General features: G+C 65.2%; 12 protein-coding genes and 1 pseudogene. 5 read left to right on the top strand and 8 right to left on the bottom strand.

Features of this window, described 5'->3' with window-relative positions; translation table 11 throughout:
• Positions 1 to 40: 40 nt before the first annotated feature.
• From G3O00_RS07895 to G3O00_RS07860, 8 genes are all read right to left on the bottom strand, one after another.
• A complete protein-coding gene (locus G3O00_RS07895) occupies positions 41 to 1,201 on the bottom strand; it encodes an FAD-dependent monooxygenase (RefSeq protein WP_174930744.1) in 1,161 nt (386 codons plus the stop codon).
• The gene (locus G3O00_RS07890; RefSeq protein ID WP_206142638.1) at positions 1,198 to 1,686 is read right to left on the bottom strand and encodes a thioesterase family protein; all 489 of its coding nucleotides are present in this window, start codon (positions 1,684 to 1,686) and stop codon (positions 1,198 to 1,200) included. The genes G3O00_RS07895 and G3O00_RS07890 overlap by 4 nt, the downstream gene beginning before the upstream one ends.
• Positions 1,683 to 3,350 carry an AMP-binding protein gene (locus tag G3O00_RS07885; protein WP_206142637.1) on the bottom strand — a complete coding sequence of 556 codons (1,668 nt, stop codon included), beginning with the start codon at positions 3,348 to 3,350 and terminating at the stop codon, positions 1,683 to 1,685. The genes G3O00_RS07890 and G3O00_RS07885 overlap by 4 nt, the downstream gene beginning before the upstream one ends.
• Before the next feature lie 21 nt (positions 3,351 to 3,371).
• Entirely contained in the window at positions 3,372 to 4,253 is an 882-nt protein-coding gene (locus tag G3O00_RS07880; protein WP_206142636.1) for a VOC family protein, read from the bottom strand.
• 78 nt (positions 4,254 to 4,331) lie between these two features.
• Positions 4,332 to 5,606 (bottom strand): alpha/beta hydrolase, encoded by a 1,275-nt coding sequence (locus G3O00_RS07875; protein WP_206142635.1) that lies wholly within the window; start codon positions 5,604 to 5,606, stop codon positions 4,332 to 4,334.
• A 124-nt stretch (positions 5,607 to 5,730) separates the two neighbouring features.
• Entirely contained in the window at positions 5,731 to 6,447 is a 717-nt protein-coding gene (locus G3O00_RS07870; protein ID WP_122946285.1) for a TetR/AcrR family transcriptional regulator, read from the bottom strand.
• A gap of 210 nt (positions 6,448 to 6,657) precedes the next feature.
• On the bottom strand, positions 6,658 to 7,800 hold the full coding sequence (locus G3O00_RS07865; protein WP_206142634.1) for an outer membrane protein transport protein: 1,143 nt from the start codon (positions 7,798 to 7,800) through the stop codon (positions 6,658 to 6,660).
• A gap of 438 nt (positions 7,801 to 8,238) precedes the next feature.
• A complete protein-coding gene (locus tag G3O00_RS07860) occupies positions 8,239 to 9,258 on the bottom strand; it encodes an alpha/beta hydrolase (protein ID WP_206142633.1) in 1,020 nt (339 codons plus the stop codon).
• A gap of 325 nt (positions 9,259 to 9,583) precedes the next feature.
• On the opposite strand from G3O00_RS07860, the gene mug reads away from it, so the two are divergent.
• From mug to G3O00_RS07835, 5 genes and pseudogenes are all read left to right on the top strand, one after another.
• Positions 9,584 to 10,147 carry a G/U mismatch-specific DNA glycosylase gene (gene mug, locus G3O00_RS07855; protein WP_206142648.1) on the top strand — a complete coding sequence of 188 codons (564 nt, stop codon included), beginning with the start codon at positions 9,584 to 9,586 and terminating at the stop codon, positions 10,145 to 10,147.
• Positions 10,134 to 10,757 (top strand): DNA-3-methyladenine glycosylase, encoded by a 624-nt coding sequence (locus tag G3O00_RS07850; RefSeq protein WP_206142632.1) that lies wholly within the window; start codon positions 10,134 to 10,136, stop codon positions 10,755 to 10,757. The genes mug and G3O00_RS07850 overlap by 14 nt, the downstream gene beginning before the upstream one ends.
• A gap of 103 nt (positions 10,758 to 10,860) precedes the next feature.
• Complete coding sequence (locus G3O00_RS07845; RefSeq protein WP_011353208.1) at positions 10,861 to 11,625, top strand: ParA family protein; 765 nt, start codon at positions 10,861 to 10,863, stop codon at positions 11,623 to 11,625.
• Positions 11,626 to 12,127: 502 nt separating this feature from the next.
• Positions 12,128 to 12,712, top strand: a complete 585-nt coding sequence (phaP, locus tag G3O00_RS07840; protein ID WP_011353207.1) for a TIGR01841 family phasin — start codon at positions 12,128 to 12,130, stop codon at positions 12,710 to 12,712.
• A 297-nt stretch (positions 12,713 to 13,009) separates the two neighbouring features.
• A pseudogene (locus G3O00_RS07835) lies at positions 13,010 to 13,145 on the top strand (acetyl-CoA C-acetyltransferase); the annotation flags it as partial.

The following is a 13,145-nucleotide window of genomic DNA, read 5'->3' as shown; positions in this document are numbered from 1 at the left end:
GATCGCGGTGATCGCCCGGCGCCGACCGCGGCGCGTATCGTCACGCCGCGTCGCCGGCGACAGCCGGCGTGCCGGCGTGCAGTGCGTCGTACGCGCGAATGAAGTGCGGGTCGCGCTGCCGGAGATCGTCGTGGCCGACCTTGCCGGTGCGGCGCATGTAGTCGTACGTGAAGCTGACCGGATCGAGATGCATCCTGTCGGCGACGTTCTCGTACCAGTCGAGGCTCTTCGCCGCGGCGCCCTGGAACGTCGACGACGCGGGGCGGCGCTCCGCCTCGAACGCGGCGAACGCGGCACGGAGGTCGGCCGGATGCGCGACCACCGCACGGTGCAGCGCGATCGCGTCCTGCATGGCCATCCGCGTGCCCGAGCCGAGCGAGAAGTGGACGGTGCGCAGCGCGTCGCCGAGCAGCACGATGTTGTCGTGGTGCCAGTGGTCGTTGCTGACAATGTTGGCCTCGAACCACAGCGAACGATTGGTCAGCAGCTCGTTGCTGCCCAGTTCGGGGCGGAACACGTCGGAGCAGAAGCGTCGGCTTTCGTCTTCGGTCGCGCGGTCGAGCCCGGCGCGCTGCCAGGTGTCGGGGTCCGTTTCGACGAGGAAGGTCGACAGGTCGGGGCTGTACTGATAGCTGTGCGCGATGAACGTGCCGTACTCGGTCTCGCGGAAGATCAGCGAAACCGGATGGAAGCGCTGGTTCGTTCCGTACCACGCGAACTTGTTGCGGCGCCGGACGAAGCGCGGGCCGAAGCGGTCGGCGAACTGCGTGCGTACCGCGCTGTTGCCGCCGTCGGCGGCAATGAGCAGGTCGCAGTCCGATGCCAGCTCGCGCACGTCGTCGATGCGCCGGCCGTACTCGATTCGTATGCCTTCGCGCTCGCATGCCCGTTGCAGGACGCGCAGCATGTCGATGCGCGACGTTCGAGAGAAATGGTTGCCGTGCACCTGGACATGCGTGCCCCGGTGGACGATTTCCATGTAGTCGCAGCGCTCGTGGTGCGCAATGAACTCGTCGAAGAATGCGGCATCGGCATCCTTCAGGAACGACAGGCCGACGTCGGAGAATACGACGCCCCAGCCATAGGTCGCGCCTTCCGGGTTCTGCTCGACGATGCTGATCTGGTGAGCGGGCGAGTGTTTCTTCGCGAGCAACGCGAAGTACATGCCGGCCGGGCCGGCACCAACGATATTGATTTTCATCGCATGGCATCCTGGGTAACGGGGCTTGCGCCGCTGTCGCGCCGGTAGTCGAGCAGCGCCTGGCGGAACGACGGAGGAACCTCGATCGAGCGGCGTTCGTCGCGTGCGATGCAGACGGGCGTGAGGCGCGCATTGAACACCGGTTCGCCGTGCGGCGTGGTGGCGACGATGTCGAGCACATAGGTGCGAGTGCGCACGTCGGCCACGTACACCGTCATGTCGAACGTGTCGTCGGGCCGCAGCGAACTCAGGAAATCGAACGACAATGCGCGGCTCGGCGTGCCGAATCCCAGCTCGTGTTTCGCGCGCTGCGACGTGGTGCCGAACAATGCTCCGTAGAAGAGTTCGGCGGCCGAGATCACGTAGTCGGCGAAGGTCGCGGTATAGACGACGCCGGCCGGATCGCATTCGCCCCACTTGACGCGGCGGCGTACGGTCAGCGGCCGCTCGCCGAGCAGATATTCGATGGGTGTCGGTGCGGTCATTGCTTCGTCTCCAGTTCGAGGAGTTCGGCGATGGCCCGCTTCATCGCCGGCTTGTCGACCTTGCCTACGCGCGTGACCGGGAACTCGTCGACCACCTGCACGCGCTCCGGGCACTTGTACTTCGCGAGCCCGCGCTCGACGAGGAATTGCGCGAGCGCCTGCACGTCGGGCGCCGGCATGCCGGGGCGCGGAATGATGAAGATGCAGCCTTTCTCGCCGTAGAACGGATCGGGCATCGGCACGAGCTTCGCATCGGCGACGGCGGGATGCTGGCTGACGTAACCTTCCACCTCTTCGCAGCCGATCTTTTCGCCGCCGCGGTTCACGTTGTCGCGCAGGCGTCCTTCGAACGCGTAGTGCAGCCGGCCGTCGATGCGGTGCGCGGTCACGATGTCGCCGGTGCGGTAGAAACCGTCGGACGTGAACGACTGCGCGTTGGCTTCGGGGTTGTCGAAATAGCCGGTCAGCGTGGAAGGGCCGCGGAAGCACAGTTCGCCCATGGCCCCTTCGGCGACCGCCCGTTCCGTTCCGGGCTCGAGCACGCGGATCTCGTCGTCGGTCCAGCCCGAGCAGCCTTGCGTCCGGTGGCGTGCGTCGACCGATGCGCCGGCCGGCGAGCCGAGCAGCAGCCCTTCGGTGATGCCGTACAGGTTCGAGCAAGGCACCTGCAGATGGGCTTCGAGGGTGTCGGCGCGGCTCATCGTCGCAAACAGCTTCAGCGACGAAAGGTCGTGCTGTGCGATGTGCGGGTAGGCCATCAGTTGCGGTGCGATCGGCCCGATCGACAGCGCGTGCGTGACGCGGTGCCTTCCGATCAGGTCGAGCATGCCCGGGATGTCCACTTTCGGCATCAGTACCACCGGCATGCCGATCAGCACGGCCGGAATCAGTGCGTACAACTGGCCGGCGTTGTGCATCAGCGGCAACGACCAGATCAGGCGGCTGTCGGCATCGACGCAGTAGCGCCGCATCCAGCCGGCCGAGTGACCGAGGTATTCGGCATGGAAGCGCGGAATGATCTTGGGCACGCCGGTCGTGCCGCCGGAGAGCTGGAAGCTGAGCACGTCGGCCAGGCCGATCGACACGCCGGCCAGGCGTTCCGTTGCCTGCGCGAGCGGCATCCCGTCGATCAGCGCCTGCATGCCGTGCGCGCCTGCGCGTTCTCCGCGCACGATCACCAGATGCTCGAGCGACGGATGGCGCGCCACCATCGATTCGGCGAAGGCCGGCAGGTCGAAGCTCGAGCCGAAATCGGCCTGCACGAAGTAGCCGCGTGCACCGGATTGACGGGTGAGCTGGCCGATCTCGACTTCCCGATGCTGCGTCAGCGAGCATACCGGCACGATGCCGGCCTTGAAGCAGGCCAGCAGCACCACCGCGGTTTCGATCGTGGTGCCGAGCTGGAAGATCGCACGATCGCCCGGCGCGAGACCGAGCGCCAGCAAGGCGGCGCCCAGGCGCTCGGTCGATTCGTCGAGCTCGGCGAAGCTGATCGCGCGCTCGTTGCTGATGAACGCCGTGCGCTGCGGATGGCGCGCGGCAGTGGCCCGCAGCGTGTCGCCGACGGTGCTGGCGATCCACGCGCCGCTCGCCAGCGCGGCTTCGGCACGTGCCGTGCTCGGGTAAACGACACCGGCGATCGGGTGTTCGACTCGCGTCTCCATCGTTGTCTCCTCCTTGTTCACTCAGGCTTGTGCGGGCGCGATGCGCAGCACGTCTCGATCGAAGCGCTCGATGCGACCGTGTACGCCACCGGTCAGCATTCCGTACCATAGCGCCGGCTTGAAGCCGAGCGCCTTGCGTGCGAACTCGATCGGGCCATCCGATTCAATCAGATCGTATTCCTTAGTTTCAGACACACGACAATCGGCGTTTTCCTTTGCGGCACGCACCAGCGGCGAAAATTCCTCGACGCGCGGAACGGCAATGCGCACCGGCGCGCCGGACGTGATGCCATGTTCGGCCAGCAACGCGGCTTTCCGGTTCCAGATCGCATCGACCGTATCCAGCGGCTCGCCGCCTGCACGGGCGGTGTCTTCCAGGGCCATCGCGGCCTGCAGCGTCAGCCATGCATCGGTGGCGTCGACGGCGGTCAGCGGGCGCAGCTTGTGCGTGAATTCGACGAAATAGCCGTTCGGGTCGCGCACATAGACCGATTCGATGACTTCGTGCCGCGTTTCGACCGAGACGTCGAGCCCTTGCGCTTCCAGATGGTGCTTCCACGCACGCAGCGCGTCGGGGCCGTCGACGAGCCACGCGGTGTGCGTCGCGTCGCCGACATGATCGTCAGGCAGCGGACGGGACGCGGCGCGCGCCTGCATGCCGGCTGGCTCGTCGCTGCCGAGGTAGTAGAAGAACGCAATGGTGCTGCCGTTGCCGCTGTCAAAGAAAAAGTGCAGGAAGTCCGGGTGCGTCGACGGGCCCCAGCCGCGCGCGGAGATCACGTGTACGAGCGGCAGGCCGAGCTTGTCGCGATAGAACTCGACGGTTTCGCGCAGTCGCCAGGTCGGGCGCGCGGTGTGGTCGACGCCGCGCAGCGTCAGCGAAGGAAGGGTGTGTGCAGGCATCGCAGGTGTGTCCATGAGTAAGCGGAAGGGCGATGGCGGAGCGCATCGGCGCTCCCCGATGACAAGGTCGGACTCGCGTCAGAGCGGAAATTGCGTACGCAGCCAGTCCGCGAGCAGGCGGCCGGCCTCGAGCCGTCCGGGCGCTTCGTCCGCACCGAGCGCGCGGCCGTGGTGGTCGCCGCGCACGCGCAGGTGCTGCCTGGCCGGCGACGCGATCGCCGCGACGATCCGCTGCACGTCGCCCGGGAAGCAGGCCTGGTCGCCGGTGTACTCGATGACGAGTACGGGCTGCGTGATCGATGCGGCCGTCTTCGCGAGCGACGCGTTGGACGACAGCGCGGACCACGTCGACAGCCAGCTTTCCGGCGTGCATTGACGCGCGAATCCGACCGCGCCGTAGTTGGACGCGTACGGATCGGCGCCCCACAGCGAGCCGAACTTGCGGTCCGATGCGTCGAGCGTGAGGTCGAAGCAGCGCAGGTCGGCGTCGGTGCGCCAGACGTTGAAGATCGGCGTGTGGCCGGCAAGGCGGCGGTCGTCGGCGCTGGCCCTGGCGCCGTTCGCGGCAGCATCCTTCACGCGCTGGCGGGCGGCTTGCCGGCGCGCGATCAGCGCCTGCGCGTGCGCGTCGATGCGGGCCACGCGCGCCCGTTGCGCCGCGCGGTAGCGCTCGATGAACTCGGCGCTGTAGCGCGTGTCGCCCTTGCCGGCGTAGCCGTTGGCCGGCGACAGCGGATCGAGCGACGGATCGACGGACAGCGGATCGTTTTCATCCGCGACGCTCGGGTCGATGCAGTTCAGCAGCAGCGCACCCTGGCCGGGGTGCGGGCCGACCAGCACGAAGCCGTCGACGACCGGCATGTCGAGGTCGGCCAGTTGTGTCGGGCGGCCGCCGGGCGTGCGGGCGATCCGCTGCGCGCCGGGAAGCGCGGCTTGCTGCACGTACAGCGCATACAGCCCCGCGCCGCCGGAATTGCCGAGCAGCACGATGCGCTTGAAGCCGGCGGCGCGCAGGTATTGCAGGCCGGCGGCCACGTCATGCAGCGCGAATTCGTGTTCGAGGCGCAGGTCATTGCCGACCGAGCGGGGCGATTGCGACCAGGCGGCATAGCCGGCGCCGACGATGTCCGGAATCAGGTAGTGACAGGCCATGAATTCGCGCGGGTGCATCACGCAGATCACGGTGTCGGTGGGCGTGGCCGGGCGGTACAGCGAGCCGCCGGTGGCCGCCTGGTCGGCGGTACGCAGCACGACATTGGTGGTGACCGTACCGGGCGGGACGTCGCGCGGGTTCCAGTCGGTGTTGAGGAAGCCGGCCGTGGCGCCGGCGTTCGGGACGGTTGTCGATTTCATCTGTCGTTTCGCCGCGACGCGGCGCCTTCGTATGACCTTGAGGCCATCATACGAAGCGCAGACACTAACGTCAAATTTTTGACGTGATCGTTAACCCTCGGGCGAACCGCTCGATGAAGCGGCGTCAGCGTGAAGAAAGATGGCTGACCTGCCGTTCGAGTACCGCCATCGCGTCACGCATCTGGTTCAAGGTGTCGCCGATGCTGACCGGGCGGGAGCCGGACGGCTTTGCCGTCAGCAAACCCCGCAGGCCCAGTTCGGCGATCATGTCGGCGACTTCCCGCGCGGAAACCTCGCCGCTCGCGTCGAACCACCATGCGCACCAGTTGCACATGCCGATGATCGAGAATGCGGCGACATGAGCCGCGATGGGACGGAAGCTGCCTTCGCGGATACCGCGCTGGATCACATGGGTGAAGTGATCGAGGACACCGCGTCGTGCCTCCTGCGCGGCGGCCCGGTGTGCTTCGGGAAGATTGCTTTCGCTGCGCTCCACCACGCGGAACTGGAGCGGCTGCGACAGGATCAGCCCCGCGTGCTGAATGATGAGTTGCTGGAGGGCCTCTTCGGCGGGGACGTCGTCGCGCAGCGAAACCGACGCGGCCAGTTCGCTGGCTTTCTGCGTCACGTCCTCGGTCAGCGCCACCAGCATTGCTTCCTTGCTCGGGAAATAGTGATAGACCGCGGTGCGCGTCAGGCCGGCAGCGTCGGCGATATCCTGGATGTTGGTTCCGCCGAAGCCCTTTTCGATGAACAGGAGGCAGGCTTCCTCGAGTATCGCCTGCTGCTGTGCCGCGTTGCGCGTCATCTTTTCCCGGGTCGCCGTCGTGTTGTCGCTCATGTGATCTGTCCGTTTTCGTTGGCGGCATTCCGCGCCGCAACACCGTGGACAAGTTTACTCCCGCGCACGACCCGCTCGTCGCCCGACCCTTCGGTCTGCGTGCGCGCACGGTCTTTCTTGATGCGTGTGACGGCCGGTACGTCGTGTGGCCGAGTGCGATGCCCGGGCGCGCGCATCGACATGATCGACCGATGCGCGCACCGCTTGCGTTCAGAACGAGTGGGTGAGCCCCAACGTGACCATCTGGAAATTCAGATGCAGGTTGTTCCCGGTGCTCGGCCCGGTGCCCGTGATTGTGCGTGGCAACTCGTGCTCGTAGGACATCGAGACCTGGTTGTTCTTGTCGATCGCGTAGGTGAATCCGGCCGTCATCACCTTGGTCGTGATGCCGGCCGTATAGAAATTGACAGCGGTGTGATCGGAATCGATCGTCGAGCTCGCCAGGCTGAATCCGGTCCGCAACGTGAGGGCGTGGTTGACGTCGTACGCGAGGCCTACCCGAACGACATTCTGATTGTGCCAGTTGAAGGTGGACGAATCGTTGAAGGGCGGCGTACTGCCCCACTGGATACGCAGGTAGTCGACCGCCACCGTCATCGGCGCAATCGGGTGAATGGCGATCCCGACCCGATAGCTGGGCGGGCCATCGAGGCTTTTGCCGGTCGCGGCCAGCAAGTCGGACTCGTATCCGGGCATTTTGCCGAAGGCCATCCTGGAGTAGTAACTCGCGCCGACGGAAAAAAACGGAGACGGCTTCCACAAGATGCCGACCGCGCCGCCGATGCCGCCGGCATACCGCGTCCCGTGACTGGGCATCGCGGCCAGCGAACCTTCGGGACTGACGGTGAACAGGCCGTTGGCGCGGAACTGCTGAATGCCCAGTATCAAGGACGCACCGACCGACAGGTTCGGCAGAATCCTGTAGGTCACCGTCGGGGCGGCATTGAGCTGGACCAGGCTGGCACCGGCGTTGCCGAGCCCGGGCGCAACGGGAGCGTGATAGTTGTCGCCGAGCCCGACGCCGTATACGGAAACACCGAATGTCCACCGGGGGCTCAGCGCGAAGTTGATGCCGCCGCCACCGATCGGGATGTTTTCGCTACTGAAGAACTTGTTGTCCGGCGAGCCGAATGTCGACTTGAAGCTGGCCACGATCAGCCCGGCGTACACGTCGAACTGGTTACCCACGTAGGCCATGCCGGCCGGATTGTCGGCCGCGGCGGTCGTGTCCTGAGGAAAGGCGACCGCGGCGCCACCCATGCCGTCCGCTCGCGTGCCGTTCCCGGTCAGGAACGTGCCGTTGACCGCGCATGCGGGCTTCACGACCCCAAGCCCCGCGACGAGAATCAGCATCGGACAGATCGCCGACCGCTTTACCTTTCTACCGTACATGTTCCGTCTCCATATGATTAGTATGACTGAATGAGTGATTCGAGATGAACGAGAGACCCCAGAGATTCGAGCGGTATTCCCCGGCTTGATCGAATGGTTTTTTTAGTTGAATCAGCGACGCGAAGCGGACTGGCGATAGCGCCGCCTGTATCGTTCCGTCATCTGTCGTGAAGCCGCGTGTGTCGAAAAATGGCGCGAGCAGGCCCACCGCCCCGATAGTCGGCGGTATGCTGTTCGTCCCCGGTATGCGGAGCTGGTGTCCGCGCATGCGTCCGGCACGTACGTGGATGCGTGCCGTGAAGCAGGGCGGCCGGCGCGGCGGAAGCCGCCGTCCGGGGAAAGCGGAGAGCCGACGCGTTGCGCCCGTGATTTCCCTGCAGCGGCGTTCGCGCTAGCGCTTTACCGGGCGCTCCATTCCCGGCGCTCGGTGCTCACGCTGCATGCGAGTGCAAACGCGAGCTGCTGGAGCTGGAAGGCGCCACCGAGACGATGAAAGTCGATGTTATGACCGGCGCCCTTGAAGACCTGCGCATCGACCCACGGCGAATTGACGAAGCGGGATGCAAAGTCCTGCACCTCCGCTTCGTCGACGACCCAGAGATTGTCGAATTCGGGCTGTCGGTAGTGCACGGGAACGTCGATGCGCGGGGCTGCCTCCCGAAGCAGGCGTGGCCATTCGAACGCGATGTCGAGCAACTCCTGCCTGGGCATCGGATGATCCGCACGATGTGCGGCGCGCTGTCCGTCCGGAAGCCAGGTGCCCGCGGGGCCGTACATCAGTTGATCCTTGGGGGCGGGGGGAATCACGATCGATTCGTCAGGCGGCAGCGATCGCCACTGTTCCAGGACAGGCTCGGGTTCGCGCACGCCTACCCCGGAGATCGACAGGCCCAGCAGCGGCCACGACTTGCCAAGTGCGGCCATCTGAATCGCGATGGCGCCGCCGATCGAATGCCCGATCAGGAAGATGCCGCGTGCGTTCCCGCGCCGGGTTTCCCACAGGTCGGACAGCACGTCGTTGAGGATTTCGGCGTTCGACATGATCGAGCAATCCAGCCCTTCCTTGCGCACGCTGTCCGCATAGCCGGGCCGGTTGAGTGCGAAGAGCGGAATGCCGAGGGCGGCGGCGCGTGCTGCCAGCGAATAGCCGTCGACCTGGAAATAGTCTCCCGTATAGGTCCCGCCATGGATTGCCACGACGAGCGGGTAGTCGTCGGGAGCGGTATCGGCCGATGCCGCATGGAAGCTGCCGGTGATGAAGTCCGCTCCGTCCTTGCCGCGCACAGTCAGGTTGATCACTATGCCTCCTCCGTTGATTTTAATTAATAGGAATGCGAAATATGTTGTCAGGATGGGGAAAAACCCGACAAAGCGACCCGCCGTCATGCAGTCCGCGTTGCCGGTCATGCCAAGCGTCACTGGCCGGCATTTCCGGCAGTCACGCCGGCGATCTCGATGCCGGATACCGTTCGCCGCGCAATCGGACGCCCGTCGGTTGATACAAGTCAATGCTAAGATTCGTCGACGTATGTGTCAAAGTATTTGACATGATCGTTAACCCGCTGACGAACGTCGTGTTGTCGGCGATGGCGTCGCGAACAACACGGCGAGTGAATCGTCGACCGCGCGCATCCGGAAAATCTCGCATCTCCGACCGCGCGGCGGTTGACCGCCGGGCAGCTCGCGCAGAAGATCGATGTCCGCCTCGACGCCATAGTGGAGAACGCGCTTGCCGGCCATTCGAATGTCATCGGGCCCGTCGTGCCATACCCTCGCGGACCTCATCGCGCCGCATCTCGACGTGCTCTTCTGCGGGATCAACCCCGGCCTGACCGCGGCCGCCACCGGCCATCACTTCGCGGGGAGGAGCAACCGCTTCTGGCGCGTGATCCATCTCGCGGGCTTCACGCCGGCGGAAATTTCGCCGCAGGACGATCACGCGATTCTTCAATATGGCTGCGGCCTGACGGCGGTGGTGAAGCGGCCGACCGCGAGTGCCGATCAGCTTTCTCGCGCGGAATTCGTCGCCGCGGCTGCCGAGTTCGAGCACAAGGTGGCGCGTTACGGGCCGCGCTTCGTCGCCTTTCTCGGCAAGGCGGCGTACTCGGCGCTTTCCGGGCAGCGGGAAATCGAGTGGGGCTTGCAGCCGGCCCGGATGCAGGGATCGAGCGTCTGGGTGCTGCCCAATCCCAGCGGGCGAAACCTCGCGTTCAGTCTCGACGACCTGGTCGACGCATATCGTCAGCTTCGTCTGAAGGCGAAGGCCGGTTCCGGTCTTCAACCGGAGGGGCGGGATGCGGCGCGGTGACCCCGTGCTTCGGTGGCCGGGCGCCGTGCTGCCGCGCGCATTCTTCGACCGCGTCGCCACCGACGTCGCGCCGCAACTGCTGAACAAGATCCTCGCGGCCGCGGACGGCCGGGCCGGGCGGATCGTCGAAGTGGAAGCCTATGCCGGCGCGATCGACCCGGCCGCGCATACCTATCGCGGCAAGACGCCGCGCAATGCGACGATGTTCGGGCCGCCGGGGCACCTGTACGTCTATTTCACCTATGGCATGCACTGGTGCTGCAACTGCGTGTGCGGCCCGGATGGCACGGGAACGGGTGTGCTGATTCGCGCGCTCGAGCCGCTGCAAGGGCTCGAACGGATGCGTGCGGCCCGGCCGCCGCAGACGCGCGATCGCGACCTGTGCCGGGGGCCGGCACGGCTGACCCAGGCGATGGGGATCGGCGGCGCGCAGGATGGGGTCGACCTGATCGGCGCGCACGAAGGGTTCGCGATCGTCGACGATGGCATCGCGCCGCCCGCCGATCTGGCGGGCGGGCCGCGCATCGGCATTCGCGTCGGCACGGATCTGCCATGGCGGTGGAGCGTGCCGGGCAACCGGTATGTGTCGGGGCCGGTGACGCGCCGCTGATACGGCCCCGTGCCAGGATGCGCACAATTCGACCTGCGTCACGCGGCCGCCACAATTGACCGGCTAAGCTTGTCTTTTCGACGTGTTCGATCGAGGAGACACAATGCGGCGGGTCGTATTCAACCAGAAGGGCGGCGTGGGCAAATCGACGATCGTCTGCAACCTGGCGGCGATCAGCGCGAGCGAAGGGCTGCGCACGCTCGTCATCGACCTCGATGCGCAGGCGAACTCGACGCGCTACCTGCTCGGTGACGCCGCGCCCGACGCGCAGCCGGGCGTCGCCGATTTCTTCGAAACCGCGCTGACCTTCAACTTCCGCCCGGTCGACGTCGCATCTTTCATTCATCCGACTCCGTTCGAAGGGCTCGACGTGATGCCTGCGCATCCGGAGCTCGACACGCTGCACGGCAAGCTCGAGTCACGCTACAAGATCTACAAGCTGCGCGATGCGCTGAACGAGCTCGACACCTACGACGCCGTGTACATCGACACGCCGCCCGCGCTGAATTTCTATACGCGCTCGGCGCTGATCGCGGTCGAGCGCTGCCTGATCCCGTTCGACTGCGACGATTTCTCACGCCGCGCGCTGTACACGCTGCTCGAGAACGTGAAGGAAATCCAGCAGGACCACAACGCGGCGCTCGAGGTGGAAGGGATCGTGATCAACCAGTTCCAGCCGCGGGCGAGCCTGCCGCAGCGCCTGGTCGACGAACTCGTCGAAGAAGGGCTGCCGGTGCTCGCGTCGAGGCTGTCGGCATCGGTGAAGATTCGCGAGTCGCATCAGCAGTCCAAACCGGTGATCCATCTGGAACCCGGGCACAAGCTCGCGCAGGAGTTCCTCGCGCTGCATCGCGAACTGGCCGGCTGATCCCGCACCTGCCTGATAAACCCGCGGCCGCATCATGCGGCCGTTTTTTATTGCGACCCGCAATTCATCCGATCATTGATTCCGTCATTAATAATCCCGAAAACGATTTCATAATAAATCCAGAAAAAACGATTACATAAGTGACCGCTCCATTTTCAATGTGCTCCGGTTTTCTAATAAACGGAATAATGGATTGGTAAATGTTGCGCGACGTCATGACCCGGTATCCTGTAAAAAGGTAAAAATGCATTGCGGGACAGAGTGATACGCGGCCTCGTCTGCGATGTCGGCGCACCATGGGTTCCAGCGGTCACTTCGGATTAGAATAAGGGTTTACACCTAGTATTAATGCCATTTAATTGACAATTAATCGATCTAGAATGGGCTCCTTCAGCTTCCCGTGCTCAAATAAGTGACGGGTTGTCAATAAGGAAGTCTGCTGTCGATCCGGCTTCCAATTTTCTTTACGTCGTCTCTCGCATTGCTAACAGGAGCGTGCCCGATGTCCGTATTTGCCCCCGAAAAACTCAACGCCGAATATCAATCCGGTATCGCCGCGTGGTTTGCGATCGCCCGTCCGGCGATCCAAGGTTTCGAGGCTGTCGTCGAACTCAACCTGCAAGCGGCCCGGACGGCGCTCGAGGAATACGAGGACAAGCTGAAGAACGCATTCAACAGCAGCAACCCGGCCGCGGGCTTCGCACAGCAGGTCGCCGCACCGCAGGAAGCGGCCGGCAAGGTCGTGTCGTACGGCCGCCATCTGTTCGACATCGCCGTGTCGACGCAGTCCGAATGGGCGAAGGTCGCACAAGCGCAATACGAACAGAACGACAAGCGCCTGAAGGACGCGCTTGGCGAACTGTCGAAGCACGCACCGGCCGGCTCGGCGCCGGTGGTGGCCGCGCTGAACTCGGCGCTGTCGGCGGCGACCGCCGCGGCCGATTCGGTTCGCGCCGCGACGGGCCAGGCGATCGAAGCCGCGCAGAGCGGTTTCGACGCGGTCAGCGAAACGGCAACGCGCGGCGCGAAGCAAACGGCTGCCGCCGCACGCAAGGACGCAGCGGCTGCACGCGAATCGGCTGCGTAATCGCGTAGCCAAGCCAAGCAAGCACGTGTCGCGCATGAGCGCGACACGATTGATCGGCGCCGGATGGCGCCGGCCGCCGCGTGTGCCGCGTAGCGGCCGGCGAACGTCCGGTTTGCCGGAAGACGCCGGTAAACCGGCGAGCCGTACCGGTGTGCCACCCGTTCGAACGGGTGCCGCGCGCCGTACGGCGGCGTGCGACCGCAATCGCGCCCGACGGCCCGAGATGCGCGATCGCCAGCCGAGGCCGGCTCGCGCCGGCGTCAGAACGACGAACTGATTTCGATGCAGGAACTGGACATGACGGATGTAGTGATCGTATCGGCCGCGCGGACCGCGGTCGGCAAATTCGGCGGTTCGCTTGCGAAGATTGCGGCGCCCGAGCTGGGCGCGACGGTGATCCGCGCGGTGCTGGAGCGTGCGGGCGTGAAGCCCG

It is taken from the genome of Burkholderia sp. Ac-20384, from assembly GCF_017104605.1.
In the GTDB taxonomy this organism is placed as follows: Bacteria; Pseudomonadota; Gammaproteobacteria; order Burkholderiales; family Burkholderiaceae; genus Burkholderia; species Burkholderia lata.
Note: the sequence above shows the minus strand (reverse complement) of the source record. Positions and strands in the feature narration are given on the sequence as shown.

Coding starts and splice junctions, on each gene's coding strand:
- G3O00_RS07895 (WP_174930744.1), bottom strand. CDS start 1,201: ATGAAAATCAATATCGTTGGTGCCGGCCCGGCCGGCATGTACTTCGCG.
- G3O00_RS07890 (WP_206142638.1), bottom strand. CDS start 1,686: ATGACCGCACCGACACCCATCGAATATCTGCTCGGCGAGCGGCCGCTG.
- G3O00_RS07885 (WP_206142637.1), bottom strand. CDS start 3,350: ATGGAGACGCGAGTCGAACACCCGATCGCCGGTGTCGTTTACCCGAGC.
- G3O00_RS07880 (WP_206142636.1), bottom strand. CDS start 4,253: ATGCCTGCACACACCCTTCCTTCGCTGACGCTGCGCGGCGTCGACCAC.
- G3O00_RS07875 (WP_206142635.1), bottom strand. CDS start 5,606: ATGAAATCGACAACCGTCCCGAACGCCGGCGCCACGGCCGGCTTCCTC.
- G3O00_RS07870 (WP_122946285.1), bottom strand. CDS start 6,447: ATGAGCGACAACACGACGGCGACCCGGGAAAAGATGACGCGCAACGCG.
- G3O00_RS07865 (WP_206142634.1), bottom strand. CDS start 7,800: ATGCTGATTCTCGTCGCGGGGCTTGGGGTCGTGAAGCCCGCATGCGCG.
- mug (WP_206142648.1), top strand. CDS start 9,584: ATGTCATCGGGCCCGTCGTGCCATACCCTCGCGGACCTCATCGCGCCG.
- G3O00_RS07850 (WP_206142632.1), top strand. CDS start 10,134: ATGCGGCGCGGTGACCCCGTGCTTCGGTGGCCGGGCGCCGTGCTGCCG.
- G3O00_RS07845 (WP_011353208.1), top strand. CDS start 10,861: ATGCGGCGGGTCGTATTCAACCAGAAGGGCGGCGTGGGCAAATCGACG.
- phaP (WP_011353207.1), top strand. CDS start 12,128: ATGTCCGTATTTGCCCCCGAAAAACTCAACGCCGAATATCAATCCGGT.